Source organism: Massilia sp. IC2-278 (assembly GCF_020708045.1).
Classification (GTDB): Bacteria; Pseudomonadota; Gammaproteobacteria; order Burkholderiales; family Burkholderiaceae_D; genus Telluria.
The window spans coordinates 264,124-279,361 of sequence record NZ_JAJFES010000003.1; the positions used below are offsets into that span (position 1 = coordinate 264,124).

13 protein-coding genes are annotated in these 15,238 nt (G+C 68.0%); 6 read left to right on the forward strand and 7 right to left on the reverse strand.

The annotated features are described in order from the left end of the window. Nucleotides 1–161: 161 nt before the first annotated feature. From LK540_RS08895 to LK540_RS08925, 7 genes are all read right to left on the reverse strand, one after another. Nucleotides 162–779, reverse strand: a complete 618-nt coding sequence (locus tag LK540_RS08895) for a PEP-CTERM sorting domain-containing protein (RefSeq protein WP_229436843.1) — start codon at nt 777–779, stop codon at nt 162–164. Nucleotides 780–880: 101 nt separating this feature from the next. After that, on the reverse strand, nt 881–1,210 hold the full coding sequence (locus tag LK540_RS08900) for a YnfA family protein (protein ID WP_229436844.1): 330 nt from the start codon (nt 1,208–1,210) through the stop codon (nt 881–883). Between the two features lie 26 nt (nt 1,211–1,236). Continuing rightward, complete coding sequence (locus tag LK540_RS08905; RefSeq protein ID WP_229436845.1) at nt 1,237–1,869, reverse strand: TetR/AcrR family transcriptional regulator; 633 nt, start codon at nt 1,867–1,869, stop codon at nt 1,237–1,239. Between the two features lie 23 nt (nt 1,870–1,892). Then, the gene (locus LK540_RS08910) at nt 1,893–2,927 is read right to left on the reverse strand and encodes an HlyD family secretion protein (RefSeq protein ID WP_229436846.1); all 1,035 of its coding nucleotides are present in this window, start codon (nt 2,925–2,927) and stop codon (nt 1,893–1,895) included. Nucleotides 2,928–2,954: 27 nt separating this feature from the next. Next, nucleotides 2,955–4,532 (reverse strand): MFS transporter, encoded by a 1,578-nt coding sequence (locus LK540_RS08915; RefSeq protein ID WP_229436847.1) that lies wholly within the window; start codon nt 4,530–4,532, stop codon nt 2,955–2,957. Beyond that, a complete protein-coding gene (locus tag LK540_RS08920) occupies nt 4,529–4,771 on the reverse strand; it encodes a hypothetical protein (RefSeq protein WP_229436848.1) in 243 nt (80 codons plus the stop codon). Before LK540_RS08920 ends, LK540_RS08915 begins: the two co-directional genes overlap by 4 nt. A 20-nt stretch (nt 4,772–4,791) precedes the next feature. After that, nucleotides 4,792–6,225 (reverse strand): efflux transporter outer membrane subunit, encoded by a 1,434-nt coding sequence (locus tag LK540_RS08925; protein WP_229436849.1) that lies wholly within the window; start codon nt 6,223–6,225, stop codon nt 4,792–4,794. A 199-nt stretch (nt 6,226–6,424) separates the two neighbouring features. On the opposite strand from LK540_RS08925, the gene LK540_RS08930 reads away from it, so the two are divergent. From LK540_RS08930 to LK540_RS08955, 6 genes are all read left to right on the forward strand, one after another. Then, nucleotides 6,425–7,222: an alpha/beta fold hydrolase gene (locus tag LK540_RS08930; protein ID WP_229436850.1), complete on the forward strand. Its 798-nt coding sequence runs from the start codon at nt 6,425–6,427 to the stop codon at nt 7,220–7,222. A gap of 170 nt (nt 7,223–7,392) precedes the next feature. Further along, on the forward strand, nt 7,393–9,135 hold the full coding sequence (locus LK540_RS08935; protein ID WP_229436852.1) for a GMC family oxidoreductase N-terminal domain-containing protein: 1,743 nt from the start codon (nt 7,393–7,395) through the stop codon (nt 9,133–9,135). An 87-nt stretch (nt 9,136–9,222) separates the two neighbouring features. Continuing rightward, nucleotides 9,223–10,575: an MFS transporter gene (locus LK540_RS08940; RefSeq protein ID WP_229436853.1), complete on the forward strand. Its 1,353-nt coding sequence runs from the start codon at nt 9,223–9,225 to the stop codon at nt 10,573–10,575. 174 nt (nt 10,576–10,749) lie between these two features. After that, nucleotides 10,750–13,845 (forward strand): molybdopterin cofactor-binding domain-containing protein, encoded by a 3,096-nt coding sequence (locus LK540_RS08945; protein ID WP_229437132.1) that lies wholly within the window; start codon nt 10,750–10,752, stop codon nt 13,843–13,845. After that, the gene (locus LK540_RS08950) at nt 13,842–14,660 is read left to right on the forward strand and encodes a xanthine dehydrogenase family protein subunit M (RefSeq protein ID WP_229436854.1); all 819 of its coding nucleotides are present in this window, start codon (nt 13,842–13,844) and stop codon (nt 14,658–14,660) included. The genes LK540_RS08945 and LK540_RS08950 overlap by 4 nt, the downstream gene beginning before the upstream one ends. Next, nucleotides 14,657–15,235 carry a (2Fe-2S)-binding protein gene (locus LK540_RS08955; protein ID WP_229436855.1) on the forward strand — a complete coding sequence of 193 codons (579 nt, stop codon included), beginning with the start codon at nt 14,657–14,659 and terminating at the stop codon, nt 15,233–15,235. The genes LK540_RS08950 and LK540_RS08955 overlap by 4 nt, the downstream gene beginning before the upstream one ends. Nucleotides 15,236–15,238 lie beyond the last annotated feature (3 nt).

Sequence of the window (15,238 nt, forward strand, 5' to 3'; positions counted from 1 at the left end):
GAGCGGCTTGGCATTAATTATAATGAGAATTCACTATCAATAGAAGAGGCAGCTGTGTTTTTGTGTGCGCGCCTGTGCGGGAATGCTGTGCCGGAATGGAAAACGGCGGCACCAGGCCGCCGTTAGCAGGACGCGCCCGGCGCCTTGCCGGGAGCGATCGATCAGCGGCTGCGGCGGCGGCGCGCCGAGGCGATGGCAGCCACGCCGAGCAGGCTCAGCGCCAGCGTGCCCGGTTCCGGCACCTTGAAGACGTCGAGCATGTTGTCGTCGAAGAAGTTGTCGAGGTCCAAGCCGACGTTGCGGTTGAAGTTCATCGTGTAGTCGACCGAGAAGGCCGAGGCTGGCACGTCGAACCAGCCCTGGTACTGCTGCCAGGCGCCATAGTGCGAGTCGAGCGTGGGGGTGGCGACGCTGCCGAGGACGTTGCCATCCGCACCGCGCCAGGTCAGCGAAATGTAGCCGTTGTCGCTCGGCGTATCCTGGTCCAGGCCCTGCTGCCAGAACGACACCGACGCGCGGCGATTGGCCGCGGCGCCGCCCAGCAACACGTTCTGGGTCAGCGAACCGTAGCTGCCGCGGCCGCCCAGGAACATGTAGTTGCCGCTATGCGGGTCGATGCCCAGGTCGAAGCTGCCGTCGTCGATGCGCGGCTTTGAATTGCCGCCGACAGTCCAGCCGGTCAGGTCGCCGGTCTCGGCGCCGCCGTTGATCAGGAGGCTGGCGTGGGCCGAACCAGCGAAGATGAGGGTCGCCGCGGCGAGTGCAATTTTTGTACGCATAGAACAGTGTTGAGGCTAAAAATGATCAAGGCACGACCTTAACAGTTCCGAATCATGCATACAAATTATGTGTGTACAGAAAGATACGTTGCTCAAAATCATCATTGACGTGTCCAACCGGAAACGATGATGGCCATGCCGGCCAGGGCGACGGCCGCGCCCAGCCAGTCCAGGCGCGACAATTGCACGCCGTCGACGAAGCGCAGCCACACCAGCGCCGTGGCCACGTACACCCCGCCATAGGCCGCATACACGCGCCCGCTCGCCACCGGATGCAGGGTCAGCAGCCAGACGAACAGCGCCAGGCTGGCCGCCGCCGGCACCAGCAGCAGGATGGAACCGCCCTTGCGCAGCCACAGGTAGGGCAGGAAGCAGCCGACGATTTCGGCGAGCGCGGTGGCGACGAACAGCAAGGCGGTTTTCAGGAGCATGGGGGCCAATCGGGTCGTTTGTGGATTCAGGCGCGGTGGGCATCGCGCAGCGCGCGCAGGGCCAGGCCGATCAGGTCGCCGGCCCGCAATTCGGCGTGCAGCTGCATCGCATTGCCGTAGGTGAGTTCCATCACCAGCGCACCCAGCACCAGCGGCGCGACCGGCGAGCGGCCGTCCGGGAAAATCTTGGCAAGCCGGCTGCCGACCGCCTTCCACTGCTCGTCGAACAGGCGCGTGTGGCGCTCGAACAAAACCGTATGGTTGCGCACCAGGCGCGTCAGGTCGAGCACCAGCATGCGCAGGTCCGGCTCGTGCTGCAGGCCGTTGGCCCAGGTGCAGACGGTGGCGATGGCTTCCTCGGCTTCGTCGACCGCATCCAGGCGCCGGCACAGTTCATCGGCCTGGCCGCCGGCGTAGTAGTCGAACAGCTCGAAGAACAGTTCGTCCTTTGATGAGAAGTTCGAGTACAGCGCGCCCTTCGAATAGCCGGCTTCCTCGGCGATGCGGTCGACCGAGGCGCCGGCAAACCCTTCGCGTGAGAACACGACGGCGGCCGAGGCCAGCAGGCGCTCGCGGGTCTGGGCGCGGCTCTGCTCGCGCGTCAAGCGGGCCGGCCGGCTGGGCATGGGAGCTTCCTTGATGGCGTCGGATGGGTTCATGGTCTCTTTGTCTTGGCTAGCGCTCAGCCTTCCAGCGCCACGGTCGGCGTTACCGACATGCCCACCTTCAGCAGGCGCGCGGCGTCCTGGCCCGGATCGATGACGATCTTCACCGGCAGGCGCTGCACCACTTTCGTGAAATTGCCGGTCGCATTATCCGGTGCAATCGGAGAAAAGGAAACACTGCTGGCCGGCGCCAGGCTGGCCACGTGGCCATGCAGCGTGGTCCCGGGCAGCATGTCTACCGCGATGTCGACGCGCTGGCCGACGCGCATGCGCGCCAGCTGGGTCTCGCGGAAGTTCGCTTCCACATACGCCGACTGCAGCGGCACGATGGCCAGCATCGCGGCGCCAACCTGGGAATAGGCGCCGACGCGCACGCTGCGCTGGCCGACCACGCCGTCGATCGGCGCGACGATCCTGGTGTACGACAGGTGCAGTTCGGCCGCCGCCAATGCCGCTTTGCTGCGCGCCACCTGCGCTTCGCCCTGCTCCACCTGTGCGCGCAGGATGGCGGTCTGCTGTCGCGCGCCGGCCAGCGCGGCGGTATCGGCCTTGTGCCGGGCCGCCGCGGCCTGGGCCTGGGACTCGGCCTGCTGGCGGTCCTGCAGCGTGGCCGAACCGTCCGACGACAAATCGCGGTAACGCGCCTCGTTGGCACGGGCGAATGTCAATGCCGCCTGGTCGGCCGCCACGGCGGCGCCGGCGCGCTCGATGGCGCTGCCCTGCTGGGCGGCAGTGGCGCGCAGGCGCGCCAGGTCGGCCTCGGCCTGGGCCAGGTCGGCCTTTGCCATGTCGATGGCCACGACATAGTCGCGGTCGTCGATCCGGGCCAGCAGCTGGCCCTTCTTCACGTCCTGGTGGTCTTCGACCAGGACCTCGAGCACGTTGCCGGCCACCTTCGGCGCGACCAGGGTGAAGTCGGCGGTGACATAGGCGTCGTCGGTGCTCTGGCGCGCGCCGTGGCCTTCGCCATAACTATAGGAATAGGCACTGCCGGCCAGGACGGCGGCGAGCAGGACGGCGACGGTGATTTTTGCGGTGTTCGGGAGGGACATGCTGATCCTTGATGATGCTGTTTGTATTTAATGTTGTTTGGGAGGCAGGGCCGGCGGCGCGATGTACTGGAGCATGAGCACGAAGGGCACCAGCGCCAGCGCCAGCACCCCGAGCACGAGGTAGCTGTCGCCGATGGCCAGCACGAAGGCCTGGTGCGAGACACGCTGCGCCACCTCGCCCAGCTGCGCGGGTTCCAGCGCGCCGGCCAGGCGGCGCGCATTCGCGGCGCCATCGAGCAGCACGTTCGCGTGCATCGCTTCGCGCACCGCCAGCAGGCGGCCAACCACGGCGCTGCCGATCAAGGTGCCAAGCACGCGCAGGGCGTTCACGATGCCCGAGACCTGCGGCCCTTCCATCGGCTGCACCACACTGGTGGCCAGGAACAGCAGCGCGATCACCGCCATCGGCTGGCCGAAGGCCTGCAAGGCCTGGGCCAATACGAACTGGTCGGCCATCCAGTTGGGCGTGACGCGTGCACCGGCGAAACAGGACAGCGCGATCAGCACCAGGCCGGCAGCGAACACATGGCGCGCATCGACCCACTTCTTGTACAGCAGCCAGGACACGGCCGGCCCCAGCACGAACTGCGGCAGGCCGACTTCCAGGCCGATCACGGCCAGCTGCGGCGTGCGGAAATGCCAGGCGTGGCCGAGGTAATTCGCCGGCAGCAGCGAGCCGGAAAGCAGCACCACCAGCAGGCCGACGAAGATGGCGAAGCCCAGGCCCAGGTTGCGGCGGTGCAGCAGCTGCAGCTTGATGAATGGCATGGGGTGGAACCATTCGCACAGCAGGAAAATGGCGAGTAGCCCACCGCCGGCGCCGAACAGCCAGCACACCAGCGGGCTGTTGAACCAGTCGAGGCGCTCGCCCTGGGTCAGGCCGATGCCGAGCATGACCAGGCCAATGAAGCCGGTGACCAGCCCCATCCAGTCGACCTGTTTGAAGCGCTCCAGGCGCACCGGGTCTTGCGGAATGCCCCAGGCCACGGCGCCCAGCGCGAACAGCGCCAGCGGAATCGTTTGCCAGAACAGCAGCTGCCAGACGTGCAGGCCGTCGGTCCAGGTGCCGGACAGCCAGGTGGCCACGTTCGGCGCAAAGGTCGCGGTCATTGCATACAGGGCCAGGCCGTACAGGCGCAGCGGCAGCGGGAAGAAGCGCAGCGCCGCCGCCATCAGCACCGGAATCAGGAGGCCGCCGAACAGGCCTTGCAGGCAGCGCAGCACCAGCAGGACGTCGACGTTTGGCGCCAGCGGCGTCAGGATGCCGAGCAGCGCAAAAGTCGCCACCACCGCCAGGTGATAGCGGCGGAAGGAAAACGTGACCGCGAACCAGGCCGAGAACGGCATCGCAGCGAGCTCGAAGGCGGCGTACAGGCTGTTGATCCAGCTGCCGTCGTCGACACCCATGCCGAAGGCAGTGCGGATGTCGGCCAGCGCCAGGCCGCCGATGCGGCTGTTCAGGCCCGACATCATGGCGGCGACAAACACGCCGAGCACGCCGGTGAGCAGGCGCGGGCCGAACGGATGAACGACCGGCGCCGCTGCGGGTTTGCCCGGAGCCGGTGCTGGAGCGGCCGGCACGCCGGGAAGTGCATGTCCCGTCATCGCGGGTCTGCCTCGTCTTGTGCACTGGTCAAGGCGCGTGCGGCGGCATCGGCCAGCGCCATGGCTTCGTCGCGGCTGCCGGCAACGCCCTGCCCGGCCACGCCGTCGGCGTCCCAGGTCTGGATTTCCCAGTGCCAGCTGCCGTCGAATTCGTCGGCCCATACGCACAGGCGGCGGTGGTGCACGCCGTAGGTATCGTCGTCGAGATCGCGCACCCACAGCGGCAGGTCGGTCTCCATGGAAGCGGTCCAGTCGTGCCTCATTGCGCCGCTTCCCAGCCGCCGCCCAGCGCCTTGTACAGCGCCACCATCGCCAGCGCGGTGTCGGTACGGCCGCGCGAGGCGGCGTTTTCGCTGTCGAGCAGGCGCTGCTGGGTGACCAGCACGGTGAGGTAGTCGGCCGCGCCCTGCGCATAGCGGCGCTCGGCGTGGGTCAGGGCGCGGCGGTTTTCCAGCACGGCCACGTCGAGCTGCGCGGCGCGCTGTTGCACGCGGCGGTAGCTCGACAAGGCGTTGTCGACTTCGTGCCAGGCTTTTAATACGGTCTGCCGGTAGGCGATCGCCGCTTCCTGCTGGCGCGCTTCCGTGAGTGCGAGCTCGCCCTTCAGGCGCCCGCCCTCGAAGACCGGCAGGTGCAGGCTCGGGCCGATGGCGAACTGGCGCGCGCCCCAGCCCAGGTCCGAGAACGACAAGGCTTGCGCGCCCAGGCTGCCGGTGAGGCTGATGCGCGGGTAAAAGTCGGCCTGGGCGGCGCCGATCTGCGCGGTGGCCGCATGCAGGCGGCTTTCCGCGCCCAGGATGTCGGGACGGCGATGGGCCAGCTCGGACGGCAAGCCGACCGGCACCCGGGCCGGCAGGCCGGGCAGCTCGGCGGCTTCGCCCAGTTGGGCGTCGAGCGCGCGCGGCGGTTTGGCCAGCAGCAGCGCCAGCGCATTGCTCAGGGCGTCGGCGCGCGCTTCGAGTTCGGGAATCGCCGCTTCGAAGCTGGCCAGCTGGGCGCGCGCGACCGAGGTGTCGAACGCGGTGGCCACGCCCTGGCTGCGGCGGCGCTCGGCCACGTGCAGGCTTTTCGCGGCGATCTCGCTGTTCGAACGGGCCACGCGCAGGTCGTTCTGCACGCCGCGCAGTTCCAGGTAGACGCGCGCCACTTCGGCGGTCAGCGAGACGCGCATGGCGGCGGCGTCGAAGCCGGCCGCTTCCAGCTGGGCGGCGCTGGACTCCTGCAGGCGCCGCGCCCGCCCCCACAAATCGAGCTCCCAGCTGGCATCGACACCGGCCTGCGACAGATTGAACGCGTGCTGGTCGGTGGCGCCGCTGAGGGCATTCGTGCCCTTGCCGCTGGCGCGCTGGCGGGCGTAGGACGCACCCGCGTCCACGCTTGGCAGCAGCGCGGCGCCGCTCACCTGCAAGGCGGCGCGGCTTTGCGCCACGCGCGCGGCGGCAGCCTGCAGATCGAGGTTGGCATCGATCGCCTCGCGTTCAAGTTCGACCAGCAGCGGGTCCTGGAACAGCTTCCACCAGGACGCGTCGAGCGCCTGTTCGACGGTATGGCTGCTCACAGCGGCGCCGGCGGTGGCGAACGAGGCGACGGCAGGCGCGGACTCCGGCCGATGGAAATCGGGACCGAGCGTGCAGGCGCTCAGGGCAAACAGGCAAGCCAGCACGCCTGCGCGCAGGGGAAATGAAAGGGACATGGGAGGGAAATCTTCGAGAGACGGTAACGCGGGTCGGCAATTATACCGAACGGTATCCGAATTGCGCAAGGTATGCGATTTTTGGCCGGCTTCGATGCGTACGGTACCGAACTCGATAAAATTTCTGCCATGCTAGAATTTCCGGCCCGCCGCGACCATTGCGCCTGGCGCCGTCTATATAGATACCAGCCCGCACCCGATGCCTTCCAACGCCGCTTCACCCCTCCTGTTTGCCGATATCGCCTGGCACGGCCGCACCGTGCGCCACGAATACACCTGGGCCGGCGCCGCCGCCTCGGACCATCCGACCGTCGTCTTCCTGCACGAGGGCCTGGGCTCGGTCTCGCTCTGGCGTGACTTTCCGGAACGGTTCTGCCAGGCCCACGGCCTGCGCGGGCTGGTGTTTTCGCGTTATGGCTACGGCCGCTCGACGGCGCGTCCACTCGACGAACCGCTGCCGCACGATTTCATGCACCAACAGGCCTGGGAAGTGTTGCCGGCCCTGCTGGCGCAACTCGGCGTCGAACGCCCCTGGCTCTTCGGCCACAGCGACGGCGCCTCGATCGCCCTGCTGCACGCGGCGCGCTTTCCGGTCAGCGGCGTGGTCGTGATGGCGCCGCACATCCTGGTCGAGGACATCGGCGTGGCTTCCATCGGCCAGGCGCGCGAGGCCTACCTGCATGGCCCGCTGCGCGAGCGGCTGGCGCGCCATCACCTCGACGTCGACTCGGCCTTCTGGGGCTGGAACGATGCCTGGCTCGACCCGGCCTTCCGCAGCTGGGACATCCGCGGCGAGGTGGCACGGATCACGGCGCCGCTGCTGGCCATCCAGGGCGAAGGCGACGAATATGGCACGCTGGAACAGGTGGAAGGCATCCAACGCCTGGCGCCCCAGGCCGAGCTGCTGGTGCTGCCGGACTGCGGCCATTCGCCGCATCGCGACCAGGTGCAGCGCGTCATCGACGCGGCGGGACGCTTCATCCTGGGTCACGCCTGAGGGGGCCGAACGATGGTTTCGGCCACGGGCCGACCATCAGTTTTTCTGATATTACGCATAAACAAACATTATTAGAATAGATGACCGTCCTGCGTTACCCTTTAGTCATAAAAGCAGCGGCCCGATGCGCTTGACCGTCGAGACCCTGCGGCAGACTTAAGGAGACGCACGTGGAGACGGCGCAGGAACGATACGACTACCTCATCGTCGGCGGCGGTTCGGCAGGCTGTGTGCTGGCCAACCGGCTGTCCGCCGATCCCGGCGTGCGCGTGGCCCTGATCGAAGCCGGGCTCGATACCCTGCCCGGCCAGGTGCCGGCCGAAATCCTCGACAGCTATCCGATGCCGCTGTTCTGCGGCGACCGCTTCATCTGGCCCGAACTCAAGGCCAGGGCCACTCCCGCCTCCCCGCTGAAAGTGTACGAACAGGGCCGCGTGATGGGCGGCGGCTCCAGCATCAACGTGCAGGCGGCCAACCGCGGCCTGCCGCGCGACTACGATGCCTGGGCCGACGGTGGCGCCGCCGGCTGGAGCTGGAACGAGGTGCTGCCCTGGTTCCGCAAGCTGGAACGCGACCTCGATTTCGGCGACTCTTCCCTGCACGGCAACAGCGGCCCGGTGCCGATCCGCCGCATCGGTCCGGACGCGTGGCCGCGCTTCTGCCACGTGTTTGCCGATGGCTTGAAGCGCACCGGCCTGCCTTACCTGCAAGACCAGAATGGCGAATTCGGCGACGGCCTGTTCCCCGCTGCCTTTTCGAACGTCGACGACCAGCGGGTTTCCACCGCCGTCGGCTACCTCGATGCCGCCACCCGCGCCCGCCCGAACCTGAGCATCCTGGCCGGCATGCGCGTCGAACGCGTCGTTCTCGAGAACGGCGCCGCGCGCGGCGTGACCGTGATCGACGGCGCCGGCACCCGCGTGCGCCATGACGCGAATGAGGTGATCCTGTCGGCCGGCGCGCTGCAGTCCCCTGCCCTGCTGCTGCAAGCCGGGATCGGCGACGCCGCCGACCTCACCAACCTCGGCATCCGCGTCGTGGCCGACCTGCCCGGCGTCGGACGCAACCTGCAGGACCACCCGGCCCTGACCTTCTGCCATTTCCTGGCGCCCGAATTCCGCATGCCCCTGAGCCGCCGCCGCGCCAGCATGGCGGCCGCACGCTTCTCCTCCAACCTGCCCGATTGCGACGGTTCCGACATGTACCTGTCGAGCGCCACGCGCGCCGCCTGGCATGCGCTCGGCAACCGCCTCGGCCTGTTCTTCCTGTGGTGTAACCGGCCGTACTCGCGCGGCCAGGTGCGCCTGGCCTCGAACGACCCGCTGGCGGCGCCCGACGTCGAACTCAACCTCCTGTCCGACGAGCGCGACCTGCAGCGCATGGCCATCGGCGTCCGGCGCCTGGCCGACGTCATCCAGGGCAGCGAACTGCACAAGCATGCCGGCGACTTCTTCCCCGCCACCTTCAGTGCGCGCGTCAAGGCGCTGAGCCGCCACAGCCCCGGCAACGCCCTGCTGACGCGCGTGCTCGGCGGCGCCCTCGACGTGCCGGCGCCGCTGCGCCAATGGCTGATCGAGCGCTTCGTCACCGGCGGCCAGCGCATGAACGCCCTGCTGGCCGACGAGGCTGCGCTGCACGCCTTTATCCGCAAGAGCGTGTTCGGCGTCTGGCACGCCAGCGGCACCTGCCGCATGGGCCCATCGAACGACCGCGAGGCCGTCACCGACAGCCAGGGCCGCGTGCATGGCGTGCACAACCTGCGCGTGGTGGATGCCTCGCTGATGCCGCGCTTGCCGTCGGCGAACACCAACATCCCGACGATCATGATGGCCGAGAAAATCGCCGACGCCATCCTCGCAGGACGGCGCACGCAGCGCCGGGAACACCGGGCGGCACTGGCCGATAGCGACTGACGACAAGTCGCGCCTGTGCCGAAATGAAGTAACCGCACTATCCACGGCGTCGCTGGCGCCGTGGCCACACATACCCAGGAGACAAACATGGCTGTGCTCACCAATCAAACCGTGGTATCCGAGCGGGAGAACAACCGCCACACGCTCAGGGCGGTGATCGCCTCGTGCATCGGCTGGTCGCTCGACCTCTACGACCTCTTCATCCTGCTGTTCGTGGCGCCGATCATCGGCAAGCTGTTCTTCCCGTCCGAGCACGCCATGCTGTCGCTGGCGGCGGTGTACGCCTCGTTCGGCGTGACCCTGCTGATGCGTCCCCTCGGTTCAGCCCTGTTCGGGTCGTATGCCGACCGCAAGGGCCGCAAGGCCGCGATGATCGCCTCGATGATCGGCGTCGGTGTCTCGACCGCCGCCTTCGGCCTGCTGCCGACGGTCGCCACCATCGGCGTCGCGGCGCCGATCCTGTTCATCCTGCTGCGCCTGATCCAGGGCGTGTTCGTCGGCGGCGTGGTCGCGGCGACCCACACCATCGGCACCGAATCGGTGGCGCCGCGCTGGCGTGGCGCCGTATCGGGCCTGATCGGCGGCGGCGGCGCCGGCCTGGGCGCGCTGTTCGCCTCGATCGCCTACTACGCGCTGTCGGCCGCCTTCCCCGGCGAGCAGTTCGAGGAATGGGGCTGGCGCTGCATGTTCTTCACCGGGATCATCAGCGCGGTGCTGGGCATCACCATCTTCGGTAAGCTCGAAGAATCGCCGATGTTCAAGAAGCTGCAGGAAGCCAAGGCGCGCAGCAAGGCCGCCGCAGCCCCGATGGCCAATCCGGTGCGCACCCTGTTCACCGGCCAGTACCGCAACATCCTGCTGGTGAACCTGCTGCTGACCATCGGCGGCGGCGCCGGTTACTACCTGACCTCGGGCTTCCTGCCGACCTACCTGAAAGTCGTGAACGGCACCCCGGCCGACACCGCCGGCTTCATCCTCATGCTGGCCAGTATCGGCGTGATCGTCGCCTCGATCGCCACCGGCCACCTGAGCACCTTCATCGGCCGCAAGAAGACCTTCGTGTGGGTAGGCATACTGCGCCTGATCCTGCTGCCGGCGATTGCCCTGCTGATGCCGGGCGTGACCGACGCCGTGACCCTGGGCTTCTTCGTGATCGTCTTCTCCATGCTGGGCAGCATGGGCTATGCGCCGATCCTGATCTTCCTGAACGAGCGCTTCCCGACCACGATCCGCGCCACCGGCACCGGTCTCTCGTGGAACATCGGTTTTGCGATTGGCGGCGTGCTGCCGACCTTCGTGTCGCTGGCCTCGCCGATGCCGACCGACGTGCCGATGTCGCTGGCCCTGTTCCTGGGCGGGATCAGCGTGATCTTCCTGATCGGCGCGCTGATCGTGCCAGAGACCATCGGCAAGCTGGACGAAGAGTCGGCGCAGCGCTGACGGCTGGCCGAGCTGCATACGAACCGGGGCATGCCCCGGTTTTTTCGTTAACGCTTGCACGCCATTCATCACTACAAATGATGGATAACTTCATTAAACATTATTTGTCGTGATGCATAGTCATCCCTATACTGATTTCAACAAGAAAGCAGTAGGAGACAGCAACGCATGGAAATGAAGCTCCCCCCTCGCCCCGGGCAGGAACAGCAGTCAGCCCAGCCCGGAACGCAGCCCTACACCGGCCGCCCGATGCAGCGCATCGAAGATGCATCGCTGCTCACCGGCCACGGCCAGTATGGCGACGACGTCGGCGTCAAGCCAGGCACCCTGCAGGCCGTGGTGGTGCGTTCCCCGCATGCGCACGCCACCGTGAACAGAATCGACACCGCCCGCGCCGCAGCCGCACCGGGCGTGCGCGCCGTGCTCACCGGCGCCGATATCCGCGACTGGTCGAAACCTTTTGTCGTCGGCGTCAAGGCGCCGATGGAGATGTGGGCGCTGGCCGTGGACCGCGTGCGCTACGTCGGCGAGCCGGTGGCGGTGGTGGTGGCCGATACCCGCTACCTGGCCGAAGACGCGGCCGACATGGTGGTGGTCGACTACACCCAGCTCGACCCGGTCACCAGCATCGACGACGCCATCCTGCCGGACGCTCCCATCCTGCACGAAGGCGTGGGCAGCAACGTGGTCAGCGACCGTCATTTCCGCTACGGCGAACCGGAAGCCGCCTTCGAGAGCGCGCCGCATACGGTCGAACTCACGGTGCGCTACCCGCGTAATTCCTGCACCCCGATCGAAGGCGCGGTGGTGGTCGCCGACTGGCAGTCGGAAGAAGAAGGCTACGACGTCGCCTCGAACTTCATGGGCCCGTTCTCGCTGCATACCGTGATGGCGCTGGCGCTGCGCGTGCCGGGCCACAAGCTGCGCCACCGCACGTTCCGCGATTCCGGCGGCAGCTTCGGTGTCAAGCACGCGGTGTTCCAGTACGTGGTGCTGATGTGCCTTGCCTCGCGCAAGGCGGGCGCGCCCGTCAAATGGGTCGAAGACCGGCTCGAACACCTGGCCGGCCTGACCTCGGCCACCAACCGCCTGTCGACCATCCGCGCCGCCGTCGAAGCCGACGGCCGCATCACGGCACTGGAATACGACCAGTTCGACGATTGCGGCGGCTACCTGCGCGCGCCGGAACCGGCCACCTTCTACCGCATGCACGGCTGCCTGACCGGCGCCTATGCGATCCCGAACCTCCTGGTGCGCAACCGCGTGGTGCTGACGAACAAGACCCCGGCCGGCCTCGTGCGCGGCTTCGGCGGCCCGCAGGTCTATTTTGCGCTGGAACGCCTGATGCAGCGCATCGCCGTGGAACTGCAGCTCGATCCGGTCGACCTGTACCGCCGCAATTTCATCCCGGCCAATGCCTTTCCGTATCACGCCGCGGCCGGCGCCCTGATCGACTCGGGCAACTACCAGGGCGCGCTGGAACTGGTGCAGGGCGAAGGCCGCCTGGCCGAACTGTATGCACGCCGGGATCGAGCCCGCGCCGAAGGCCGCCTGTACGGCATCGGCTTTGCCGCCATCGTCGAGCCCTCGATCTCGAACATGGGCTACATCACCACCGTGCTGCCGAAGGAAGCGCGTGCCAAGGCCGGCCCGAAGAACGGTGCCATCGCCTCGGCCAGCGTCGCCATCGATCCGCTCGGCGGCGTGAACGTGACCATCGCCTCGGCCCCGGCCGGCCAGGGCCACCGCACCGTCTGCGCCCAGGTGGTGGCCGACGTGTTCGGCATCGTGCCCGACGGCGTGGCCGTGAACGTGGAATTCGATACGCAAAAGGATGCCTGGTCTGTCGCCGCCGGCAACTACTCGAGCCGCTTCGCCGGCGCCGTGGCCGGCACCGTGCACCTGGCGGCAGTCAAATTGCGCGACAAGCTGGCCGCCATCGCCGCCCCCCAGTTGGGCGCAGACGCGGCCGACATCGTGTTCGAAGGCGGCAAGGTATTCGCGAAGGCCGACCCGGCCAAGTCGCTGCCCTTCCTGCGCATGGCGGCCAGCCCGCACTGGGCGCCGGCCCTGCTGCCGGCAGGCGTCGAACCGGGCCTGCGCGAAACCGCCTTCTGGACCGCGCCCCAGCTCGGCGCCCCGGACGAACAGGACCGCGTGAACACCTCGGCCGCCTATGGCTTTGCCTTCGACGTCTGCGGCGTGGAAGTCGACCGCCACACGGGCCGCGTGCGCATCGACGACTACGTGACCACCCACGACGCCGGCAAGATCCTGAATCCTGCCCTGGCCGACGGCCAGATCCGCGGCGCCTTTGCGCAGGGGCTGGGCGCGGCGCTGATGGAGGAATTCCGCTACGGCGAGGACGGCAGCTTCCAATCCGGCACTTTTGCCGACTACCTGGTGCCGACCACCTGCGAAGTACCCGAGCCACGCATCCTGCACATGGAAACGCCCTCGCCCTTCACGCCGCTGGGCGCCAAGGGCCTGGGCGAAGGCAACAACATGAGCACCCCGGCATGCATCGGCAATGCCGTGGCCGACGCGCTGGGCGTGAAGGACATTCTGCTGCCGCTGACGCCGTCGAAGGTGATGGACCTGATCGGCGGCGACGAACCGCCGCCCTCGCCGTCGGCCAAGGTGGCGCCGGCCGCGCCGGACTATGCGCCAATCGCCGCCGACTCGCCGGCCGGCGCCAACGCAGCGGACAGCGCGGCAGCCAAGCCGGCCAAGGGCGGCAAGTCGCTGGCCGCGCGCGGCGAGGTGAAACTCGATGCCTCGCCCGAAGCCGTGTTCCGCGTGCTGCTCGACCCGGTGGCGCTGGCCAAGGTCATCCCCGGCTGCAACGCGCTGGAGCCGGTCGGCGAGCACCGCTACCGCGCCGACGTCACGGTGGGCGTGGGCATGATCAAGGCGAGATACGCCGCCGAGGTGGCCCTGTCCGAACTCGATCCGCCGCGCAGCCTGCGCCTGGCCGGCACCGGCTTGTCGTCGGTCGGCAGCGCCAGCGGCAGCGGGCTGGTGACGCTGGAAGCTGCGGGCAGCGGCACCCTGCTGCGCTACGACTACGCCGCGCAGGTGTCGGGCAAGGTCGCGGCGGTGGGCAGCCGCATGCTCGAAGGCGCGGCCAAGATCGTGCTGAACCAGCTGTTCGAACAACTCGGGCGCGAAGCCGGCGGCCCCGCCGCACCGGAAGGCGCTGCACCCGCGCCGGCACGGAAGCCCAGCCTCTGGCAACGCCTGCTGGCCCTGTTTGGAGGTCAACGATGAAACCACAAGCTTTCGATTACGCCCGTCCCGACAGCGCCGAGGAAGCGGTGTCCCTGCTGGCCGAAGCTGGCGACGATGCGCGCATCCTGGCCGGCGGCCAGTCGCTGATGGCGGTGCTGAACCTGCGCCTCGCGCAACCCAGCGTCCTGATCGACATCTCGCGCGTGCCGGACCTGAACTATGTGCGCACGGACGGCAAGCACCTGGCGATCGGCGCCGCCGCCACGCAAGGCAGCGTCGAGTGGCGCCCTACCCTGAAACAGGAAGTGCCGCTGCTGGCCCAGGCCTTCCCCCACATCTCGCACTTCCAGATCCGCAACCGTGGCACCGTCTGCGGCTCGGTGGCCCATGCCGACCCGAGCGCCGAACTGCCGCTGGCCTTGCTGGCATTGGGAGGCGAAGTCGTGCTGCGCAGCCGCCGTGGAAAGCGCGTGGTGGCGGCCGCCGACTTCTTCCAGGGCATGCTGATGACGGCGCGCGCCCAGGACGAACTGGTGGAAGAAGTGCGCTACCCGCTGGCCCAAAGCGGCGTGCGCTATGCCTTCGACGAGTTCTCGGGCCGCCATGGCGACTTTGCTGTGTGCGCCGTCGCCGCAGTGGTGAAGCCGGACGGCATCCGCCTGGCCGTGGGCGGCGTCTCGGATCGCCCGATCGTGCGCGCCTGGCCACGCCTGGATGGCGCCGACCTCGATGCCGCCATCAACGACTTCGCCTGGGAGCTCGGCGCAAAAGACGATCACCACGCCTCGGCCAAGTTCCGGCGTCAACTGGTGCGCCACCTGGGCCGCGCCGCAATCGACAAGGCAATCCCATGAAGACTTACCGTAAAGACGATGTCGTGCGCATCAAGCTGGTACTGAACGGCCAGCAGCGCAGCGGCACCTGCGAATCGCGCACCCTGCTGTCGGACTTCCTGCGCCACGAACTGGGCGCCACCGGCACCCACGTCGGCTGCGAGCATGGCGTCTGCGGCGCCTGCACAGTGAACATCGACGGCGTGGCCGGCCGCTCCTGCATGACGCTGGCCGTGCAGGCCGAAGGCTGCCAGGTCGATACCGTCGAGGGCTTGAACAAGGACATCGAGGGCCTGTCCGACTTGCAGCAAGCCTTCCGCCGCAACCACGCGCTGCAATGTGGCTTCTGCACGGCCGGCATCCTGATGTCCTGCACCGACTACCTGCAACGCAATCCGGACCCGAGCGAGAGCGAAGTGCGCGAGATGCTGTCCGGCCACCTGTGCCGCTGCACCGGCTACACCAACATCGTGAAGGCGGTCCTGGAGACCGCCGCCGAACGCCTCGGCCGGCCGCATGGCGCCGCGCTCGCACCCGACACCGCCGGCCATGCCGCAACCGGCCCCGCCGAACAGGCGCGCCTGGTAAACGCCTGAACC

Bases quoted from the DNA above. Each gene is read 5' to 3' on its own strand.
- LK540_RS08895 (WP_229436843.1), bottom strand. From the start codon at position 779: ATGCGTACAAAAATTGCACTCGCCGCGGCGACCCTCATCTTCGCTGGT.
- LK540_RS08900 (WP_229436844.1), bottom strand. From the start codon at position 1,210: ATGCTCCTGAAAACCGCCTTGCTGTTCGTCGCCACCGCGCTCGCCGAA.
- LK540_RS08905 (WP_229436845.1), bottom strand. From the start codon at position 1,869: ATGAACCCATCCGACGCCATCAAGGAAGCTCCCATGCCCAGCCGGCCG.
- LK540_RS08910 (WP_229436846.1), bottom strand. From the start codon at position 2,927: ATGTCCCTCCCGAACACCGCAAAAATCACCGTCGCCGTCCTGCTCGCC.
- LK540_RS08915 (WP_229436847.1), bottom strand. From the start codon at position 4,532: ATGACGGGACATGCACTTCCCGGCGTGCCGGCCGCTCCAGCACCGGCT.
- LK540_RS08920 (WP_229436848.1), bottom strand. From the start codon at position 4,771: ATGGAGACCGACCTGCCGCTGTGGGTGCGCGATCTCGACGACGATACC.
- LK540_RS08925 (WP_229436849.1), bottom strand. From the start codon at position 6,225: ATGTCCCTTTCATTTCCCCTGCGCGCAGGCGTGCTGGCTTGCCTGTTT.
- LK540_RS08930 (WP_229436850.1), top strand. From the start codon at position 6,425: ATGCCTTCCAACGCCGCTTCACCCCTCCTGTTTGCCGATATCGCCTGG.
- LK540_RS08940 (WP_229436853.1), top strand. From the start codon at position 9,223: ATGGCTGTGCTCACCAATCAAACCGTGGTATCCGAGCGGGAGAACAAC.
- LK540_RS08945 (WP_229437132.1), top strand. From the start codon at position 10,750: ATGAAGCTCCCCCCTCGCCCCGGGCAGGAACAGCAGTCAGCCCAGCCC.
- LK540_RS08950 (WP_229436854.1), top strand. From the start codon at position 13,842: ATGAAACCACAAGCTTTCGATTACGCCCGTCCCGACAGCGCCGAGGAA.
- LK540_RS08955 (WP_229436855.1), top strand. From the start codon at position 14,657: ATGAAGACTTACCGTAAAGACGATGTCGTGCGCATCAAGCTGGTACTG.